Origin of the sequence: Vasconcelosia minhoensis LEGE 07310, from assembly GCF_015207255.1 — a bacterium.
In the GTDB taxonomy this organism is placed as follows: Bacteria; Cyanobacteriota; Cyanobacteriia; order Phormidesmidales; family Phormidesmidaceae; genus Vasconcelosia; species Vasconcelosia minhoensis.
Map to the genome: position 1 here is coordinate 1 of NZ_JADEXG010000056.1, position 18385 is coordinate 18385.

The following is an 18385-nucleotide window of genomic DNA, read 5'->3' on the forward strand; positions in this document are numbered from 1 at the left end:
GTGATGGGGTTAGGGGGTTAGGGGGCTGACTTTGGCTCGCTGGATGAGTTTTTGGCTGTGGGTGAAGCCGACGTAGCGGACGCGGACGGGGTCGCCGGGCTGGGCTGTGCCGCTCATGAGCTGATGCTGCTGGGGGTCGTAGGGAATTTCTGCGCCGACGGTGCCGATCGGCTGGACGTCCCAGTTTTGCATCAGGGTTTCGACTGGGCGAACTAGGGGCAGCAGCCGCTGGGCGGGGATTTGCTCGTTCGCCTGGGCGGCGTGAGCCGCGGTTGGCCACTGGACCAGCCAGGTTTCTAGGGTTTGCAGCGCTTCACGCTGCAGCTGCGATCGCGCCTGCCCCTGCTGCTGGACGGTCTGGGCCTGGAGCCGGGCATACTCCTGCCGCAGGGTCTCTATTTCGTCAGCGGCTGGTTCGGGAGTTTGTGGCTCAAACTGGCCCAGGAGTTCTGCCAGCGTGAGGTTAAGCGCCTGCGCTAGCTGCTGGAGGGGGGCTAACCGCATCTGGGCGACCCGGCCCTGCCGCAGCTGCTGCACCTGCCAGCGAGAGACGCCCGCCGCCGCCGCTAGCGCCCGGAAGCTCTTGAGGTTGGCAGATTGCAGCCGCGATCGCAGCCAGTCAGAATAGTCTGCCGAAGGGTCCACCGGGGGCACTTGATTCATCCCGAATTACAATTGACTATAGCCGCTTCTGAACCCTGCTTAAAAGCAGCTAGGATAGGCGTTCACGCATTCTACCAGGGCACACCAGCCCGCACCTATGCTCTTTGCTCTCTTGTCTAGACCAATCGCCACAGCTGCTGGGACCATCTGCCTCAGCGCTGCGTTTTGGGGGTTCGGACCCTCCGCCCAGGCCCAGGCTGAGAATTTCGGCACCGCCAATCCCGAGATCAAGGTCGGCATCGTTCAGCGCTTCGGTCAGGATCCCGACGCTCAGCTTGTCCTGGAACCGCTCAGCGGCGATCGGCTCACGCTCCAGTTCAATACCGGCGGCCAGCCCCAGACGGTTACCACCGACCGGGTCCAGATTGCGGTCGAGAGCGTTCCCCTGGACGCGCCGGAGCTTCAGGAGTGGGTCGTACTCAGCACCCACCGCAGCTTTGAGAGCGCTGAAGACAGCGCCAACCGCTGGCAGCTTCAGGGGATCGAAACGGAGATTGCCCAGCCCGATGCCTGGCAGGTGTGGGCCAAGCGCGAGGTCTACAGCACGCCGCTGCTGCGTCGGCTGCTGCTCGATAGTCTCCAGGCCGCAGGCTACAGCACCACCTATATCGACAGCCGGGTCGTCACCGCGCTCCCCAAGGCCAGCTTCACTGCCAACGGCTATCGCTACAGCCGCGACCAGCTCCGCATTACCAGCGCCAATCGCCGGATTCAGGTGAACCAGGACGGGAGTCGCAGCCTCTTTGCCGGCGACCTGACCCTGCAACCCAATGCCTACAGCACCTATACGCTGGTCAACCAGGTACCGGTGGAGCTCTACCTGCGCGGTGTCGTGCCCCACGAGATCGGGGCTAGCGCGCCAACTGCCGCAGTCCAGGCCCAGGCCGTCCTGGCCCGCACCTATGCCCTGCGCAACCTGCGCCGGTTTGAAATTGATGACTACCAGATCTGCGCCGATACCCAATGTCAGGTTTACTTCGGCCTGGGCGGGGCGCATCCGGCCACCGATCGCGCGATCGCGGCTACCCAGGGCTTGGTCCTGACCTACGGCGACGAACTGGTAGACGCGCTCTATTCCTCCACCACCGGTGGAGTTACCGCCAGCTTTAGCGACGTCTGGAACGGCCCCGACCGGCCCTACCTGCAGCCGGTGATCGACTCCGTCCAGACGAACTGGGATCTGGCTCAAAAGCCGCTGTCGGAAGAAGCCAACTTTCGCGCCTTCATTGGCCTCAGCGAAGGCTTTAATGAAGACGACTGGCCTGCCTTTCGCTGGGATCGCCAGGCCAGCCTAGAAGATATCACCCGCGTGATGAAAACCTACCTGGGCAACCGGCAGCATCCGCTGGCCAACCTGACCCAGGTGACAGGGCTAGCCGTGACCGAGCGATCGCGCTCCGGGCGGGTGCAAAAACTCCAGGTGAATACCGACGTCGGCAGCTTTGAGCTGCTCAAAGACGAAGCGGTCAAGGCGCTAGTGCCCCCCCGCAGCCTGCTCTTTTACCTGGAGCCGGTTTACGAAACAGCGGCGAGCCCGGCTGAGCCTAGCGCTTCTGCCCAACCCGCGCCCCAGCTCCAGGGCTATCGATTTATTGGCGGCGGCTTTGGGCACGGCGTTGGCATGAGCCAGACCGGGTCCTATCGGCTGGCAGAATACGGCTGGAGCGGCAGCCAAATTTTGCAGTTCTACTACCCCGGCACCGAGCTTCGGCCAATCAGCGACGAAATTACCTTCTGGCAGCCGTCGGGGCCCCGAGCCGAGCAACCTTAGGTCCCTGGCAAATGACATAAAAAACCGGCAGCCCGAGCTGCCGGCACCAGTCGCCATCAGGTGATAAACCGCAGCTGTTTAGTACAGCTCTTCTTCTTGGTGAGTGGTAATCGTGCAGTCGGAAGTGGGGTAGGCGACACAGGTTAGCACGTAGCCCGCCTCAATCTGATCGTCGTCCAGGAAGGACTGGTCCGACTGGTCCACTGTACCTGACTCCATTTTTCCAGCGCAGGTCGAGCAAGCACCGGCGCGGCAGGAGTAAGGCAGGTCAATACCCTGCTCTTCAGCCGCGTCTAAAATGTACTCATCATCAGCGACTTCAATAGTGGTGTTCAGCCCTTCGGCTTCGTTCACCAAGGTGACCTTATGAGTTGCCATGCTGTTATCCTCTCTAAATCTATATCGTCAATCATTGCGTGCCGCCCCGCTAGTCAATCCCTAATGCTATAACTTTGGGGATTTGGCTGTATTAGGGCAACTCTCATTTCTGATACTACGAGAAAACCTATATGCTGTGTCAGCTTTTTAGTGGCCCAGTGAATGGTATTCATAATCAAAGCCGGAGATATTTCCTATTTTGCTTATGGGTTAGAACGTCAGGGAAAAGCTTATAATCCCTGCAAGCCAAGCTTTTTGTCCAGGATTTTTGCCAAACGGCCCGGATATAATCCCTTGTCAATTTATCAGAAATTAAATTTTAATTAAAAAAACTTATATGCAACTTTAGAGAGAGATTAGTGATAAGAAATACAGCCTTAAAAGTCATCACTTCTAGTCAAAGTCAAGACTGTTTATTATTTCAGCAAGCTCTCAAAAGCGCGATTAAAAACATTTATCTGTACGATTAGATTAGGTTGTCTACTACACTGTCGAACCTATGAGTATTCGGGTAGGGTTAGTTGGTACCGGCTATGCCGCTAAGGTTCGGGCCGAGGCTTTTCAATCCGATCCGCGATCGCACCTAGTCGCCGTCACCGGGCACGAGCCCAAGAATACCGCTACCTTTGCGCAGAGCTATGGCGCGGCAACAGTCTCAGATTGGCCCCGCCTGATTGACCGCACTGACCTCGACCTGATCGTCGTCAGCACGGTTAATGCCCTGCACGGGCCAATTGTACAGGCCGCCCTAGAAGCGGACTTAGCCGTCGTTGTGGAATATCCGCTGTGCCTGGATTTTGGTCAGGCCGCTCGGCTGGTGGAGCTGGCGGCAAAGCAGCAGCAGTTTCTTCATGTTGAGCATATTGAGCTGCTAGGCGGCCTGCATCAGGCGATGCAGGGTGCGATCGCGCAGGTCGGTACGCCGACCTATGCCAGCTATCGTACCCTCAATCCCCAGCATCCAGCCCCCGCTAAGTGGACCTACCATCCAGCCCTGTTTGGCTTCCCGCTGATCGCTGCCCTTTCCCGCATCCATCGGCTGGTCAATCTGTTTGGCCCGGTCGAGACGGTGTCCTGCCAAAGCCGCTTCGACCCCGCCACTGAGCAGGCTGAGCCCTACTACGGCACCTGCCTTTGCTCGGCCCGGCTTCAGTTTCGCTCTGGCTTAATCGCCGAAGTCACCTATGGCAAAGGTGAACACCTCTGGCAGTACAGCCGCCGCATTGAAGTCCAGGGCAGCCGGGGCAGCTTAGTATTTGACCGGGACGAGGGCCAGCTGACCACCGCCACGGGGACGACGCCGGTCGAAGTCGCTCCCCGCCGTGGCCTGTTTGTCCAGGATACGGCTGCGGTCCTAGACGCGCTGACTGAGGGCAGTTCCCTCTATGTCTCCGCCGAGGAAAGCCTCTATGCGCTGAAGGTGGCCGAAGCGGCTCGTCAGTCTGCCAGCTCAGGGCAGACTATCGGCTTAGATGCCGTCTAAGCGGCGTCTAAAACGCTGTGTAGCGTCTCGATCAGCTCCTTCGCCGTATAGGGCTTGGCCAAAAAAGCCTGCACTTCAAGCTGCTTCTCAATAGCGAGCTTTTCGCTCGAAACTAGGCCGCTGGTCGCGATCACCTGCACCGCTGGGTTAATCTGTTGCAGCGTTCGGATGGCTGTCGTCCCTTCTAGGTGCGGCATCATAATATCCATCAAGACCGCAGCAATCTCAGTCTGATGTTCGGTGTAGAGCGTGATGGCCTCTATGCCGTCCCTTGCCGTCAGAACGCGGTACTGAAAATTTTCTAGTACGGTCTGAGTCACATTCAGAATTGGCGCTTCGTCATCGACGACCAAGATTAGCTCGCCGGTACCCCCGGCTGCGTCCTCACTATCAACAGGAGCTGGCGTGGCTTGCTCGATTGCTGGTAGGTAAATGCTGAAGCGGGTGCCCTGATCGACCTGACTCGAGACCTGAATAAAGCCCTCGTGCTCCTTGACTAAGCTGAGGGTGGTAGACAGTCCTAAACCCGTTCCCTGACCGCTTGCTTTGGTGGTGAAAAAGGGCTCGAAGATCTGCTCTAAGACATTGGGAGCCATCCCCACACCGGTATCAGCCGCCTCAATCAGGACATAGGGACCGGGCCGGGCCTCTAAATTCATCTGGGCATAGGCTTCATCGGCCCAAAAGTTGCGGGCAGAAAGCGTCAGTTTGCCGCCTGACGGCATGGCGTCGCGGGCATTGACGCAGAGATTAATCAGGACCTGATGCAGGTGGGTGGCATTGCCCGAAATCGACCTGATGGGAGATTCGACATCGATCGATAGGGAGATGTTTTTAGGAAACGTATTGCGAACAAACTGCCCCACCTCTGAGATCAGGGGGGCGATGCTGAGCACCGTCCGGCTACCCTCGGCGCCGCGAGCAAAAGACAGCACCTGATGGGCCAGGGCCGCCCCGCGCTGGGTGGCTGAGCTCAAGACATCCAGCATCTCTTGGGTTTGCGGATCGATGTCGGTGAGCTGGAGGGGTAAAAGCTGCGTAATCCCCATAATTGGGGTGAGAATATTGCTCAGGTCATGGGCAATCCCGCTGGCTAGGGTGCCGATACTCTCTAGCCGCTGGGCTCGTAGGAACTGAGCCTCAAGCTGCTTTTTCTCAGTAATATCGGTGTCTACCGAAAGCACTGACTTGGGATTGCCGTCCGGGTCGCGCACCAGCGTCCAGCGACTTTCGATTAGGCGCTCTTGGCCAGACTGAGTATGCTTGCGCAGTTCGCCTTGCCATTCGCCCTGGGCCAACACCGTCTGCCAGGCCGTCGCAATCTGCGTTGGGGCATTGGGATTGAGCACCTGGTCGGCATTTCGGCCCAGGACTTCGGCAGCGGGCCAGCCGTAGATCCGCTCGGCCCCTCGGCTCCAGAACAGCAGGGTATTGTCCAAATCGCGCACCAGGATAGCATCGGTGGCAATGTCGATCAGGGCGGCCTGCTCCTGGAGCTTTTGTTCGTTTAGCCGACGCTGGGTGATATCGCGCTGCACGGCGACATAGTGCCTAACGGTCTGGCTAGAATCCCGAATGGGAAATAGGCCAATCTCAACCCAGAACTCAGAGCCATCTTTGCGGTAGTTAATCAGCTCTACCCGCACGGGCTGGCTGGTGCTGAGGGCCTGGCGAATCTGCCCGAGGGCTGAGCGATCGGTCTTAGGACCCTGCAGGATTCGAGGCGTTTGGCCAATGATTTCGCTAGCGTCGTAGCCTGTCATCCGGGCAAAGGCCGGGTTAGCGTAGACAATCCGGGGCCCCGGCGGATCTATCGGCACTGCTTCGGTAATTAAAATCGCATCGTTCGTATTCAAAATAACCGATTCCAGTAGCTGGAGCTGATCCTGCCGCTGCTTGCGATCGCTGATATCCTCTGCCGTTCCCACCAGTCGGCTGACCGTGCCATCCCCCTCGGTAACGGCTTCGCCCCGGCCCTTCAAATAGCGCATCGGGCCGTTAACAGGCTGCACCCAGGCTTCGAACTGCTGCGGCTGGCCGGTATGCAAAATTTGTGCAACAGACCGTTTGACCGTCTCCCAATCGTCGGCCTGGAAAAGCTCAGCGATCTGCTCCAGGACCGGTTCCGGCTGAGCGGGGTCCAGTCCAAAGAGCCGAAACATCTCAGCCGACCAAACCAGCCGCCGGCTGGTCAGGTCAAATTCCCAACTGCCCAGTTTGGCAATTTCCTGCGCCTTGATCAGATTGGCCTGGCTCTGGCGCAGGCTCGCTTCAGACTGCTTGCGGGCGGTAATGTCAACCGCGATTAATACGGCACTGGTCGGCAGGCCGCTGTTCTGTACTGGGGCAATCTGGGCGGAATAAGAACGGCTCTCGCCCTGCAGGTTGGGAATCGTATATTCTAGGCTCTGCACCTGTTCAGTGCTAAAAACCTGGTCAATCGTTTGCTGTAGCGCCGCCCGCTGGTCGGCTGGGAACCAATCACTGAGCGGCGTCCCGACCACCCGATCGGGTTTCAGGCTTTCATAGGTATGGTTGGCAAAGGTAATTCGCCCGGCTGGGTCAATTTCGTAGATATAAACGGGGGCATGGCTAGTGATCGAATGGAGCTTCTCTGCCAGGTTGCGATAGCGCTCTTCGCTCGCTCGCAGTGCCGCTTCGGTTTTCTGGAGCGTCTCTACTACATTGAACAACTGTGTCGGATCGAGCGATCGCAGCAGTCCCGACTGAGTCATCATCCCCAGCAATTCACCCTGGCGGCTGCAAACCACCAGCCGCCTCACCCGCCGTTCAGCCATCTGCTGATGGGCGACCCAGAGCGAATCTTCCGGCGCTAGGGAAAACAGCGGCGTGCTCATTACCGTCTGCGCCTGGGTTCGGGTTAAGTCAATCCCCAGCCGAAAAAACTGGACCAGGTCGCGCTCGGTGACAATACCGACCGGCCGGTGCTCGGTGCAGAGCAAGATACTGCTGGACTGCTGCCGGTCCATCTGCTGCAATAGGCTGAGCAGCGAATCGGTCGGGGCAGCCTGGACGACCTGCGTTTTCATCACCTCGCCGACCTGCCGCCAGCGCAGAAAATGAATCGGCTGTAGGGTCTGGCGAATGCTTTCAGCAGTAACAACCCCGGCCAGGCGACCGTCGGCTTCGAGGATGGGCAGGTAGCGCAGGCGGTGCTGCTGGAGCAGCGACAGGGCAGTGAATAGGGACTGTTCAGGGGCTCGGGTCAGGGTAGGATGCGATCGCGCGATCGCATCCCCCACCCGCATCGTCTCAATCGGCCGGCCCGCGGCCGCTAGGTGAACCAGGTCTGCCTGGGTGAAAATACCCTCAAATCGACCGGCGGATAGCACTGTGACGTAGCTGGCTGCCGGTTTTGGATCAGAATATTCCGCCGCCACTAGGTCCAGCCGAGGAAATCGACAGGTGATTTCGCCTCCGCCCATCAGCTCCAGCGCTTCTGGCAGGGGCGTTTCGAGCTGCACCTGCGGCGGCTGAGCGTCGATTACCTCATTGAGCGTCGGCAGGGCCTTCGAAAACAGATTACTCAGGGTCATATCAGCCTATCCGACAGCATTGGCAGGGATGAATTGCGATAGCCTACGGCATGGCGCGCTGCACAGTAGTCCAGTCATTTAAAAAATTGCCCTAGAAAAGGCTATGGACTCTGTCTTGACTCTGGCTCCTAGGAAAATCTTAAGAGTTCTATAAAAGCTGAACGAAGATCCTTTAAAGAAGTTTAATTTTATTTACGCTGGGGTAGCTATCGGTTTACCCGCCAGCATGAATTTCACCCTGTAGTCTCCCATGGAGACCCCAAGAAACCCAGCGACGAGTCAGTTGGGTCTGCCAAAATCCCGAACTGGGTTTTAGCTGGCTGAGGTCAGCCCCTTCGCAGTCCGCTTCGGACAGCTGCTGCAGGTCCAGTTGGGTGTCGATTAAGTTTGCCCGAGAGAGGCTGGCCCCACTCAGATCGGCATGACTCAAATTAGCTCCGCGGAGGTCAGCTGCTTCTAGGTCAGCGACCCGCAAATCGGCCCGGGTGAGGTTGGCTCCCACCAGGCTACTCTCACCCAGCTCGGCCCCAATCAGATTGGCCTCTGTCAGCCTGGCTCCGCTGAGATCGGCCCCGCTGAGGTCGGCGTTGGTCAGGTTGGCCTGACTGAGATTGGCCCGGCTCAGGTCGGTTCCTCTAAGATCGGTCCCGCTGAGGTCGGCCCGGCTAAGGTCAATCCCACTCAGCCTGAGCTCAGAGAGGTCCAATCCATGCAGGCTGATGGCAGAAAAATCGCGATCGCCCCGGTTATATTCATGCAGCATTTGTTGAATGTTCATTGTGACTTTTCCCTATTGCAAATAATACGAATACAGGCTCTCCCATCACGATTGAAAGTAGAGCTGAGTTAGTGACTGAAAATCGTCTTTGACCGGTTTTATGGTTTGCGCCAAATACCCTGGCTGCAACCCTTCTAACAAGATAGCGATGAAATCTAAAGAACTTATGAGGGCTGGCTTTGGTTCGCTCGCTACCAGAGTTTTCCCACATGTCATTTGATGAAGCCGAACAGCGTTTTTGACCTGGTTATGCAACAATTTAAGCATAGAGAAAGATCTAAAAAACATAGAGGAAGACCTGATAGAGGAAGACCTGATTAGCAGCCTGTTTGTCATTGCTGCTAGTTGTTCATTCGGTGTGACTACTCTCTTCGGTAGCGGTTTTGCTAACCCAAGAACTGCCACAGCATCGCACTGAGAGGAGGAGACATGAAAGGTCAATATCTGATTGGAATATCCGTTTTGGCCTCTGCTCTATTAGGCGGCGTCCAGCCCGTCATCGCAGAGGCCCCGATGCCGCTCAATCCAGCCTTCAATGTTCGTCGGCTGCTGGTGACCCATCGCTGCTATGGCTGCGACCTCACCGGTGCAGACCTCAGCGGGACTCGGCTGAGCGGCGTAGACCTGCGCAACGCTAACCTACAGGATGCAGACCTGTCTAGCGCGAATTTGGTCGGGGCAGACCTTAGTAAAGCCAACCTCACCAATGCCAATCTAACAGGAGCGGTTTTAACGAATGCTAGCCTGGCCTCAGCGACGCTGGATGGCGTCAATTTTTCCCAAGCCCATCTCTACTATGTCGATGTCACCGGTGCTTCTATGCAAAACTTGAATCTGACTGGGGCTCAAATGATGGGCACCTCAATCAGCGTTGGCGGCGAAGCCGGTCCGGTTGAACCTGGTCTGCCAACACAGTCAATACCCGATGGCCCGCTGCCCAATTTCCCACCCCCACCGCCGCCCCTGTTTGACATTCCTATAGAGGCTGTCCCTGACTATTGAGCTTTTCTCTGTACAATCGACCGTAGCGTTGATGAATATTGAGGACAATACCGATGGATCTAAGGCGGGCGTTTAGCTTTTTTTTCGGGTTGATAATTGGGCTGGGAATGTGGGTCGCTATTGGCGGACCGGTCTGGGCCCAGGAAAATATGGTGGACTATACGCTGACCGACCAGTCAGGGATGGACTTCTCCGGCAAAAACCTATCGGGGACTTCATTCGCAGCAGCTGAGGTGCGCGATGCCAATTTCAAAGGGGCAGATTTGAGCGGCGCGATTTTAACGAAGGCGTCTTTTCTGCGGGCTAACCTGGCTGAGGCCGACCTGACCGGTGTCTTTGCCGACAGAGTTGTGTTTGACGGAGCCGATTTAACCAACGCGCGGCTCACGGACGCGATCGCGACCAGCAGTACCTTCACCGACGCCAACATTACCGGGGCCGATTTTTCCAACGCGATTTTGGACCGCTATCAGGTCTCGCTGCTGTGCCAGCGAGCTAAGGGCGTCAATCCGGTTACCGAGGTACCAACTCGGGCAAGCCTGGGCTGCCGGGATTAGTGGGTTGATAGCAGCGCAGCGGTATGCAGGCCAGTCCTGCTGCGCTGAAGTCCTGATCCTACAACTTGCGCTCTAGCAGGCTGTTCAGGCGAATCAGCGTCTCATTCAGCCTTTCCTCAACCGTCGGCTCGATTGTTTCTTGCACTTCTTCCTTACGCTTGAACCGCTCAAAAATTCGAATGATTACAAATAGAGCAAACGAAATCACGATGAAGTTGAGCACCGTAGACAGGAAAACGCCGTACTTAATGCCGTTGTAGGACAGGTTGGCGATGTCATCGACGTTAGCAGCTTGGAGGGCGGGTGTCAGAATAACTGGGGTAATGATATCGTCTACCAGCGATTGAATGATCGCACCAAAGGCCGCGCCAATGATCACCGCGATCGCGAGATCGACGACGTTCCCTCGCATAATGAAGGCCTTAAAGTCTCGGATAAAGCCGCCTGCCCGAGTTCGCTGTCTGGTTACCATAGGTGATAAATCCGGATCGTTTTTATGGGTTTTCCTCATCTTGACAAAGCCCAGGACGCTTTGCTGCAGATTGGCAAATGTAGACAGAATATCAACATTGTTGAGAAAACCCAATAGCTGGTGTAGCGAATAAGCTGGGCTAGAAAAATTCTTTAGATTCCTTTTGGTTGTGCTTTTTGGGGTTTTGTCTTTAAAGTCAGGCGATAGCCAGTTCAGCGTGCCAACTTGGGCATGCTAACGATGTCCATCATGGTCAAAGTCATGGTCAACCTGACGAATAAGGCGAAATTCCCGCTGCTGCTCGGGTTTGGTTTGATTGGAGTGCCTGCTGCTCTGCTAGTGACGATGATGGGTTTGGCTGCGTTAAAGCGTCAGCGAGTACCCGCTAGCGAAGTGTCCAAAGTAGGAAATGTACAGGTTGAGCAGGTGACTGCTGATATCAGCGTCCAGCCTGGCCAGCCGATGGACCAGACCTTTCGGGACGCGGTCAACACTGCCATGGAGGCAGCTACGGCAGCTCAGATTGCCAGCACCCGGGATGCTTGGAACTACGTCGGCGAACTCTGGAATAAAGCGATCGCGCTAATGCAGGCAGTCCCCGAAGCCGACGAAAACTATCAAATTGCCCAGGTCAAAGCAGTTGAATACCAAAAAAATCTGGACTATGCCCAGGCGCGCAGCCAGGCACTCATGCCTTCGATTGGGGCTAGCAAAGCGGAGGTGAGAGCGACCTTTGGCCAAACCGATGTAGATTTCACTTTTCAGGATGCCCCTGCCAACGATGGTCCGCCAAGGCTGGTGGGCAAATCGCCCAACGGGATTGCGCTGATGGAGCTCTACGGGGCTGGCGACGCGCTGAACAAAGCGACGATGGCAACGACTTTAGGAACGCAAATGCCAGAGGAGTACGTCGATTTAGCGGCAATATATAATGTGGCCTTTCTGGCCAAAACCGCGCCGAGCTATGACTGGGATGCTTGGTTTGGCAAAAGCGTTCAGGAGCTCGCTGCGGCTGGCTCAGGTGAAAAACGGGTCAACGTTGGCGACAATGGGATCCTGCTAACCTTTGAAAGCCATTCCGGTCAATACAAATTTTTCCTGTCAGTAGAGCCTGAGTAAGATTGGGACGAAGGGGCTATTCAAAATTCGTAGGACTGCCGAGTCCTGTTTGAATACCGGCCTAATCGGCCCAATTAGCGATTCACGAGTCGCTGTACCTGGATTTGGATATCGGCAAACGCTAGAGGCGAGATGCTCCCAGTTTGGTATGTCTGCTCGGTAGAGTAGCGTCCATCGTTTAAATCTCGAAAGATATTGAGCTCTCGATCTTTAAGATTGACGACCCAGTATTCGACAATTCCGGCTTCGGCGTAGATGGCTTTTTTCTCGGTCAGGTCTTTGCTTAAGGTCGTATTGGAAAACTCGATGAGCCAAAAAATGTCGTTGGGGTATGGATGGTGCTCAAGGTAAACGGTGCCTAAGGGTTTTGCGATCGCTAAATCAGGAATCGGTTCAGAATCGTTAGGCAAGGCAATCGGATGCGCCTCGCGGACTTTGGCGCGGCTGCCCAGCAGCGCCCGCAGATAGTCGCCAACTTCGCTATTGAAATAGGCATGGGGTTCTCGCTCTGGCGGCATGACAATCAGCTCTCCCCGCAGCAGCTCGATCGGCTGGTCGTCAAATAGTCCGGCGCTGATGGCCTGGTGAAAGCGGTCAATCGTCCATTTATAGGTAGTCAGGGACATCGTAGACGAGCCTTAGAATGCCTTGGAACGCAGAGGTAAACGCTCACTAGTTAGATCTGAGAGTATTACGAAAGGTATTGGCTGCTTTGAGGCGAGAGGTTTTGGCCATCAGCACGCAGCGTGTGAGCAGATCCATATCCAGAGCGGCGAGTTCTGGAATTTCGCTCCGCGCAATGGACTCATAACCCCCATTTCTGATCGGGTGAGGCGAGCTTAAGCGGGGTCTAGGTCATGGCTGCACCTCAGGGCTGAAATGCTCAGGGAATAGTTGAAAATAAGCTGGTGACAAGACTCGAACTTGCGACCGGCTGATTACAAATCAGCTGCTCTACCAACTGAGCTACACCAGCAGAATGCTCTTGATTATATCGAAAATCGGAGCAGCCCAAAGAGCAGGGCTCTGCTTTCCAGTCCTGCTCTCTGCCTGTGACTATGCGCGAAGGCCACGGCGTGCCTTACGCTTTATTGTTTTCCACCGCCCAGCGGGCCAGCTCTGTGCGGTTGTGCAGGCCGGTCTTGCCCAGCATATTGCTGACGTGGCTTTCAATCGTCCGCTGGCTCACCCTGAGCTCGTCGGCGATTTGCTTGTTTGCCATGCCGCGAGACACGAACTGAACCACCTTCAGTTCCGTCGGCGTCAGCTCCACGTCGAAGGGCACCTGAATCATCGGCATAGCGCCGTTGCCTTTGTTCTGCCGTTGGATCAGCCGCGATGCCTGCTTCAGCGAAGACTCGACCTGAGCCACTAGCTCCTCGGGTTCGAAGGGCTTCACCATGTAAACGTCGGCCCCAGTCGTCAGCCCTTTTACCCGGTCCTGACTCTGGCCTTTGGCCGAAAGAAACAAAATGGGGATCCAGCTCTTGCCCGGATCCTGGCGAATCTGCTCGACGAAGGCGTAGCCGTCCATTTCGGGCATCATCACATCGCAGATGATCATGTCGGGAGAGTTTTCGTCGAGTATTGAGAGGGCCTCTCGGCCATTGCCAGCCGTCGTCACCTCGTAGCCGCGAAATTCTAGATAATCCTTAACCAGCAAGATCAGGTTAGGATCGTCGTCGATTAGCAAAAGGTTTTTCTGTGCCCCAAAAGTAGAGTCTTTCATGCCGTGTGCTCATTAAGATGCGGTTAAGTGAAAAGGTGTGTAAGGAGCTTATGTGCTGTGATAGTGGGTCAGCTAAGGCTTAATCAAAAAAGCAGATTGCATTCCTGAACGGTTGAAAGTTGCTCGAGCCAATACGGTTCGGCTTGAGTTGATAACATCGCTTTACAGACAATACCGTACAAGCGGTTGAGGATTTGCAGTCAGGCATTGGACCCAGCCGATGCTGAGTGATCTTTTGGCATCACTCAGCCCGCTTTTGGCCTGGTGTTGCCTTAGAAACCAGCTAAAATTGATTGTTCCCAAAATAGCAAGTCAAATCACTGACAGAAATATTAACTAGGTACTGAGATGGCTTGGGAGCAGAACCAGGTCAGATCAGAACGATACAGCTTAATTGAGTCAGCTTGGTATCTCTAATCGAGCTGTAGACCTATTGATCTATAGATCGATAGGTCTATAGACTTAACTATTAATCGATTTTGTCACTGAGCGCGATGATCTCAATCACACGATTTGGGTGTGAAATATTACCCCGAATGTTTCAGTATATCGGCTTGGTTTCGGTCATTAGCAGAAATTTTTCCTGACTGTACCGTTAGAATCTGCGATGAGGCTAGCCACTTCGCATCAAAAGAACCTAGGTGTGTTGTGGTAATTAGCGTTTGGAACCGATCCTGGATGGCGTCGAGCAGCTGATTTTGGCGCTTCAAGTCAAGCTCAGCTAGCACATCGTCGAGCAGCAGCAGCGGCGGTTCGCTGACGACCTCTTCGATCAGCTTGAGTTCGGCCAGCTTTAGCGCTAGCACCAGGGTGCGCTGCTGTCCCTGAGAGCCATACTGTCTAGCTGGCGTTTGGTTGATTGAAAAGGCAATGTCATCGCGGTGGGGACCGACCAGGGTGGTGCGCTGGTAATATTCTGCGATCGCGCGTTTCTGAATTTTTTCCAAAAAATGCTGCTGAATCACTGTGGGCTCGTCTTGCTCGACGGCCACGTTGGGCTGATAGCAAATATCGAGCTGTTCGGTATGCCCACTGATCTCCCTGTGCCAGGCTTGGGCAATCGGTACCAGCCGCTCGATCACCCGCCCCCGACGGCGAATCACGCGGGTACCTAGGGCGGCCAGCTGGGCATCCCATAGGGCGAGCTGGGTAATGTCGGGCTGGGGCGGCGACTCGTCAAGGTCAGCGGTCTGCTGGCGGATCAAAGCATTGCGCTGCCGCAGGGCCTGATTGTACTGCTGCAAAATGTAAGCATAGACCGGCTCTAACTGCGTCAGTAGCGTATCGACCCAGGTGCGGCGTTCTCCCGGCCCGCCACGCACCAAATCTAGGTCAAGGGAAGAAAACTGCACCGCGTTTAGCGTCCCCAAAAAGTCCTGCTGGCGGCGCAGAGTTTCTCCATTAATGATGGCCGTTCGCCGACCGCTTTTCTGCAGCCGCAGGGTCAGCTGGGCCGCACCAAGCTGTCGCTGGACGACGGCCTGAATTTGCCCGACGGTCTGACCGTCCTGCACCAGGTCGCGATCGCGGCTGGCCCGGTGGGATTTGAGCGTCGCCAGCAGCTCTACTGCTTCGAGCAGGTTGGTTTTGCCCTGGGCATTGTCTCCCAGCAGGATGGTTTTAGGTGCCTGGAAGTAAATGCCCTGGGCCTGATAGTTACGAAACTGCTGTAGCTGCAGGTGCTCTAAAAACATCTAGGCCAGGGACACCTCTGATGCGGTCGCTGATATTTCTGGCGCAGCTAGCTGGGACTGAAGAAACGCGATCGCACTGGACGCAATCCAAAACCTGGGCTGCCAGGGCCAGCCGCCGGAGACAAAACCGCCATGGCCGCCATGGGCCGGAAACCAGCCGGTCAGCCAGGGATTCTCCGCGACCTGCTGGGAAGGCAGCCGGTCAGCCGGGTAGAAGGGATCGTCCTGGGCATTGATCAGGAGCGTTGGTCGGCGAATCGTCGGCAAAAACCGGATTGAGCTGGAAACGTGCCAGTAGGTATCAGCATCGGGGAAACCATGTACGGGGGCCGTAAATAAGTTGTCAAAATCAGTTAGGGTCTGAACCGAGTCCAGGGCCGATCGATCGACTAAGTCGGGGTATTGTTCCAGTTTGGCCAATGTCTTGCGCTTGAGGCTCTTCACAAACCGCTGAATATACAGCAGGCTAAATCCCTGCTCAACGTAGGCGACGGAAGCATTCAGGTCGAAGGGCGTCGAGATCGCGACTGCCGCTTGCAGCGGTGCGGCGGCCTGGGCCGACTGTTCGCCCAGATACTTCAGCAGCACATTGCCGCCGAGGGAAATGCCCGTGCAGACGATCGGCCGCTGCCCATCTTCCCGTAAGAGCTGCTGGATCAGCCAGGCGAGGTCACTGGTTTCCCCCGCGTGATAGGCCCGCCTGAGCCGATTGGGTTCGCCGCTGCAAGAGCGAAAATTGAGCCCAATGCTTTCCCAGCCTAGCCCTTGGGCCGCCGCCATCAGGGCCTGGATATCGGGCGATCGCGATGAGCCTTCTAGCCCGTGCAAGGCTACTAGCCGGGGCGTATCGGGCTGGCCAACCAGGCGATCGATATCTAGAAAGTCGCCATCGGGAGTCTCCCATCGTTCACGCTGCAGCGGCAGCGTCTGGGTCGGGCGGCAGATTGCCCCAACAATGGTTTGAGCATGTCCCCCAGGGCACCACCAGGCAGGTGAAAATGTTGGCGGTTCAGATTCCATAGTCACTATCGTATAAACCTACTGCCGTAGCCTTGACAGCCAAACGCCAGAAACTGCTATTATATTCAAGCCAATGCACACGTTGGGGTGTCGCCAAGTGGTAAGGCAGCGGGTTTTGGTCTCGCCATTCCTAGGTTCGAATCCTAGCACCCCAGTTTGATAGCCCATCGATGATAAGTCTAAATGTCTGAGGCGAGACCGGCCCAGAGGATGCAGTATTCGCCCAGGACACTGGCCCGGGCAGAACGGGCAGTGCGCTGCTCGCCGTTTTTTCTAAAGCTGCTAGGAGACATGCGATCGCGCCGCGTTGAGCTCAGGGCAATCACCGACGATCGCGGTATTTTGAATGGCTACACGCAGCGGCCGCTGTCTGAGCTAGCGGCTGAAAATCAGCTAACCTGGCTAATCTCTGTCGGTCTCTTGCGCCGCGAGGTCGATGGTCAGGGGCTGACCGATAGTTTTCGCCTGACCCCCCTGGGCCGCCAGATTATCGAACGCTGGCCGCATCAGGCGGAGCGGCCTGTCAGTATTGGGGATAATTTACAAAATGCGGCCAGCCGCTGGCTGCGACTGCCCGACTGGGTCCGCTAGAGATAGCGCTCCGTTGGGTATGTTGATGGGTATGTTCGGCCGATGCGGGAAGAGAGTATGAAAGCAATTATGGTCGTGGGCACTACCTCCCACGCAGGCAAGTCGATGCTGGTGACGGCGCTCTGCCGGATGCTGAGCCGGCGGGGCTGGCGAGTGGCGCCCTTTAAGGGACAGAATATGGCGCTCAATGCCTACGTCAGCGCCACCGGGGCTGAGATTGGCTATGCTCAGGCGGTGCAGGCCTGGGCAGCAGGCGTTACTCCCCAGGCAGAGATGAATCCGATTTTGCTGAAGCCCCAAGGTGATCAGACCTCTCAGGTCATCCTTAAGGGCAGAGCCGTCGGGCACACCACCGCTGAAAACTACTACAGCCAGTATTTTGAAGTGGGCTGGCAGGCAATTCAGGAAAGCCTGGCACGACTTAGCCAGGAATTTGGCCTGCTCATTTGTGAGGGCGCGGGCAGCCCAGCTGAGATTAACCTCAAGCACCGCGACTTAACCAATATGCGGGTCGCCATGCATTTGCAGGCCCCCACTATCCTGATTGCCGATATCGACCGCGGCGGCGTATTTGCCCATATCGTCGGCACATTAGAGCTGCTCGAACCCGAAGAACGGGCGCTGATTAAAGGCATTGTGATCAATAAGTTTCGGGGGCAGCGATCGATACTTCAGCCCGGGATCGACTGGCTGCAAGAGCGCACCGGTATACCCGTGATTGGCGTGATTCCCTGGATTGACGAAGCCTTTCCGGCCGAAGATTCGCTGTCACTGCTGGAACGCCATCCGGTTAAGTCGAATGCTGACCTGACGATTGCCGTCATTCGCCTGCCGCGGATTTCTAACTTTACCGATTTTGACGCCCTAGAGGCTGAAGATTCCGTCACCGTCAAGTATCTCAGTCCCAAAGATCCGCTGGGCTATCCCGACGCGGTAATTTTGCCCGGTACCAAAACAACCATTGCCGACCTGCTAATTCTTCAGCGCACCGGTATGGCAGAGGCAATTCAGAGCTATGCCGGGGCAGGTGGGACCGTCCTCGGCATCTGCGGCGGGTTTCAGCTGATGGGCCAAATGCTAGCCGACCCCGAAGGGATTGAGGGCCAGGAGGGACGCTATCAGGGACTAGGGCTGATCCCCTTGCGAACGGTGATTACGGCCCAGAAGGTGGCTCGCCAGCGGACGGTGAGCTCTAAGTTTCCCCAGGAGGGGCTGCCGGTGGTTGGCTATGAAATTCATCAGGGCCGAACGCAGCTGGTTACGACTGCCGAAGGTGAAGCGCCGACTCAATCTTTTCTACCGATTTTTGACGATCGCAGCTTGGGCGTCGTAGATGATTCTCAGTCGGTCTGGGGCACCTACCTGCACGGCATGTTTGACAACGGTCCCTGGCGTCGGGCCTGGCTCAATCGTCTGCGCCAGCAGCGCGGTCTGACGTCGCTGCCCACCGGCATTGCCAACTACCGCGACCAGCGCGACGCGATGCTCGATACCCTGGCCAAGACCATTGAGAGCTACGTCGATCTAGACCCAATTCTGTCTTAATCGCTGAACTGAAGCTAGACCAGAGC

General features: G+C 56.4%; 16 protein-coding genes and 2 tRNA genes. 8 read left to right on the forward strand and 10 right to left on the reverse strand.

Annotated elements, in window-relative coordinates:
* Positions 1-9 precede the first annotated feature (9 nt).
* Complete coding sequence (locus IQ241_RS19305; RefSeq protein WP_228021868.1) at positions 10-663, reverse strand: helix-turn-helix domain-containing protein; 654 nt, start codon at positions 661-663, stop codon at positions 10-12.
* 97 nt (positions 664-760) lie between these two features.
* Here IQ241_RS19305 and IQ241_RS19310 point away from each other — a divergent pair, with 97 nt between their 5' ends.
* Positions 761-2434: a SpoIID/LytB domain-containing protein gene (locus tag IQ241_RS19310; protein ID WP_193910365.1), complete on the forward strand. Its 1674-nt coding sequence runs from the start codon at positions 761-763 to the stop codon at positions 2432-2434.
* Between the two features lie 78 nt (positions 2435-2512).
* Here IQ241_RS19310 and IQ241_RS19315 read toward each other — a convergent pair whose 3' ends face one another.
* Entirely contained in the window at positions 2513-2812 is a 300-nt protein-coding gene (locus IQ241_RS19315; RefSeq protein ID WP_193910367.1) for a ferredoxin, read from the reverse strand.
* A gap of 499 nt (positions 2813-3311) precedes the next feature.
* Between IQ241_RS19315 and IQ241_RS19320 the strand changes: the two genes are divergently transcribed.
* Positions 3312-4295 (forward strand): Gfo/Idh/MocA family protein, encoded by a 984-nt coding sequence (locus IQ241_RS19320; RefSeq protein WP_193910369.1) that lies wholly within the window; start codon positions 3312-3314, stop codon positions 4293-4295.
* On the opposite strand, the gene IQ241_RS19325 is transcribed toward IQ241_RS19320, so the two are convergent.
* Both IQ241_RS19325 and IQ241_RS19330 read right to left on the reverse strand, forming a co-directional pair.
* Positions 4292-7852 carry a PAS domain S-box protein gene (locus IQ241_RS19325; RefSeq protein WP_193910371.1) on the reverse strand — a complete coding sequence of 1187 codons (3561 nt, stop codon included), beginning with the start codon at positions 7850-7852 and terminating at the stop codon, positions 4292-4294. The genes IQ241_RS19320 and IQ241_RS19325 overlap by 4 nt on opposite strands.
* A 214-nt stretch (positions 7853-8066) precedes the next feature.
* The gene (locus tag IQ241_RS19330; protein ID WP_193910373.1) at positions 8067-8630 is read right to left on the reverse strand and encodes a pentapeptide repeat-containing protein; all 564 of its coding nucleotides are present in this window, start codon (positions 8628-8630) and stop codon (positions 8067-8069) included.
* A 429-nt stretch (positions 8631-9059) separates the two neighbouring features.
* Between IQ241_RS19330 and IQ241_RS19335 the strand changes: the two genes are divergently transcribed.
* Together IQ241_RS19335 and IQ241_RS19340 are read left to right on the forward strand one after the other, a co-directional pair.
* On the forward strand, positions 9060-9632 hold the full coding sequence (locus tag IQ241_RS19335; protein WP_193910374.1) for a pentapeptide repeat-containing protein: 573 nt from the start codon (positions 9060-9062) through the stop codon (positions 9630-9632).
* A 107-nt stretch (positions 9633-9739) separates the two neighbouring features.
* The gene (locus IQ241_RS19340) at positions 9740-10189 is read left to right on the forward strand and encodes a pentapeptide repeat-containing protein (RefSeq protein WP_390622473.1); all 450 of its coding nucleotides are present in this window, start codon (positions 9740-9742) and stop codon (positions 10187-10189) included.
* Positions 10190-10247: 58 nt separating this feature from the next.
* Here the strand turns inward: IQ241_RS19340 and mscL are convergent, their stop codons facing one another.
* A complete protein-coding gene (mscL, locus tag IQ241_RS19345) occupies positions 10248-10661 on the reverse strand; it encodes a large conductance mechanosensitive channel protein MscL (RefSeq protein ID WP_193910378.1) in 414 nt (137 codons plus the stop codon).
* A 231-nt stretch (positions 10662-10892) separates the two neighbouring features.
* Between mscL and IQ241_RS19350 the strand changes: the two genes are divergently transcribed.
* Entirely contained in the window at positions 10893-11780 is an 888-nt protein-coding gene (locus IQ241_RS19350) for a hypothetical protein (RefSeq protein ID WP_228021869.1), read from the forward strand.
* Between the two features lie 74 nt (positions 11781-11854).
* Here the strand turns inward: IQ241_RS19350 and IQ241_RS19355 are convergent, their stop codons facing one another.
* The 5 genes from IQ241_RS19355 to IQ241_RS19375 form a co-directional block, all read right to left on the reverse strand.
* A complete protein-coding gene (locus tag IQ241_RS19355; RefSeq protein ID WP_193910382.1) occupies positions 11855-12406 on the reverse strand; it encodes a Uma2 family endonuclease in 552 nt (183 codons plus the stop codon).
* Between the two features lie 277 nt (positions 12407-12683).
* Positions 12684-12756, reverse strand: a tRNA-Thr gene (locus tag IQ241_RS19360).
* 105 nt (positions 12757-12861) lie between these two features.
* A complete protein-coding gene (locus tag IQ241_RS19365; protein ID WP_193910384.1) occupies positions 12862-13509 on the reverse strand; it encodes a response regulator transcription factor in 648 nt (215 codons plus the stop codon).
* 527 nt (positions 13510-14036) lie between these two features.
* Entirely contained in the window at positions 14037-15203 is a 1167-nt protein-coding gene (gene recF, locus IQ241_RS19370; RefSeq protein ID WP_193910386.1) for a DNA replication/repair protein RecF, read from the reverse strand.
* The gene (locus tag IQ241_RS19375; protein ID WP_193910388.1) at positions 15204-16223 is read right to left on the reverse strand and encodes a YheT family hydrolase; all 1020 of its coding nucleotides are present in this window, start codon (positions 16221-16223) and stop codon (positions 15204-15206) included.
* 83 nt (positions 16224-16306) lie between these two features.
* Between IQ241_RS19375 and IQ241_RS19380 the strand changes: the two genes are divergently transcribed.
* The 3 genes from IQ241_RS19380 (at position 16307) to cobQ (ending at position 18359) form a co-directional block, all read left to right on the forward strand.
* Positions 16307-16378: transfer RNA gene (locus IQ241_RS19380), tRNA-Gln, on the forward strand.
* 28 nt (positions 16379-16406) lie between these two features.
* A complete protein-coding gene (locus IQ241_RS19385) occupies positions 16407-16814 on the forward strand; it encodes an Npun_F0494 family protein (protein ID WP_193910390.1) in 408 nt (135 codons plus the stop codon).
* 57 nt (positions 16815-16871) lie between these two features.
* Complete coding sequence (gene cobQ, locus IQ241_RS19390) at positions 16872-18359, forward strand: cobyric acid synthase CobQ (RefSeq protein ID WP_193910392.1); 1488 nt, start codon at positions 16872-16874, stop codon at positions 18357-18359.
* Positions 18360-18385: the final 26 nt, after the last annotated feature.

Coding starts and splice junctions, on each gene's coding strand:
- IQ241_RS19305 (WP_228021868.1), bottom strand. CDS start 663: ATGAATCAAGTGCCCCCGGTGGACCCTTCGGCAGACTATTCTGACTGG.
- IQ241_RS19310 (WP_193910365.1), top strand. CDS start 761: ATGCTCTTTGCTCTCTTGTCTAGACCAATCGCCACAGCTGCTGGGACC.
- IQ241_RS19315 (WP_193910367.1), bottom strand. CDS start 2,812: ATGGCAACTCATAAGGTCACCTTGGTGAACGAAGCCGAAGGGCTGAAC.
- IQ241_RS19320 (WP_193910369.1), top strand. CDS start 3,312: ATGAGTATTCGGGTAGGGTTAGTTGGTACCGGCTATGCCGCTAAGGTT.
- IQ241_RS19325 (WP_193910371.1), bottom strand. CDS start 7,852: ATGACCCTGAGTAATCTGTTTTCGAAGGCCCTGCCGACGCTCAATGAG.
- IQ241_RS19330 (WP_193910373.1), bottom strand. CDS start 8,630: ATGAACATTCAACAAATGCTGCATGAATATAACCGGGGCGATCGCGAT.
- IQ241_RS19335 (WP_193910374.1), top strand. CDS start 9,060: ATGAAAGGTCAATATCTGATTGGAATATCCGTTTTGGCCTCTGCTCTA.
- IQ241_RS19340 (WP_390622473.1), top strand. CDS start 9,740: ATGTGGGTCGCTATTGGCGGACCGGTCTGGGCCCAGGAAAATATGGTG.
- mscL (WP_193910378.1), bottom strand. CDS start 10,661: ATGGTAACCAGACAGCGAACTCGGGCAGGCGGCTTTATCCGAGACTTT.
- IQ241_RS19350 (WP_228021869.1), top strand. CDS start 10,893: ATGCTAACGATGTCCATCATGGTCAAAGTCATGGTCAACCTGACGAAT.
- IQ241_RS19355 (WP_193910382.1), bottom strand. CDS start 12,406: ATGTCCCTGACTACCTATAAATGGACGATTGACCGCTTTCACCAGGCC.
- IQ241_RS19365 (WP_193910384.1), bottom strand. CDS start 13,509: ATGAAAGACTCTACTTTTGGGGCACAGAAAAACCTTTTGCTAATCGAC.
- recF (WP_193910386.1), bottom strand. CDS start 15,203: ATGTTTTTAGAGCACCTGCAGCTACAGCAGTTTCGTAACTATCAGGCC.
- IQ241_RS19375 (WP_193910388.1), bottom strand. CDS start 16,223: ATGGAATCTGAACCGCCAACATTTTCACCTGCCTGGTGGTGCCCTGGG.
- IQ241_RS19385 (WP_193910390.1), top strand. CDS start 16,407: ATGTCTGAGGCGAGACCGGCCCAGAGGATGCAGTATTCGCCCAGGACA.
- cobQ (WP_193910392.1), top strand. CDS start 16,872: ATGAAAGCAATTATGGTCGTGGGCACTACCTCCCACGCAGGCAAGTCG.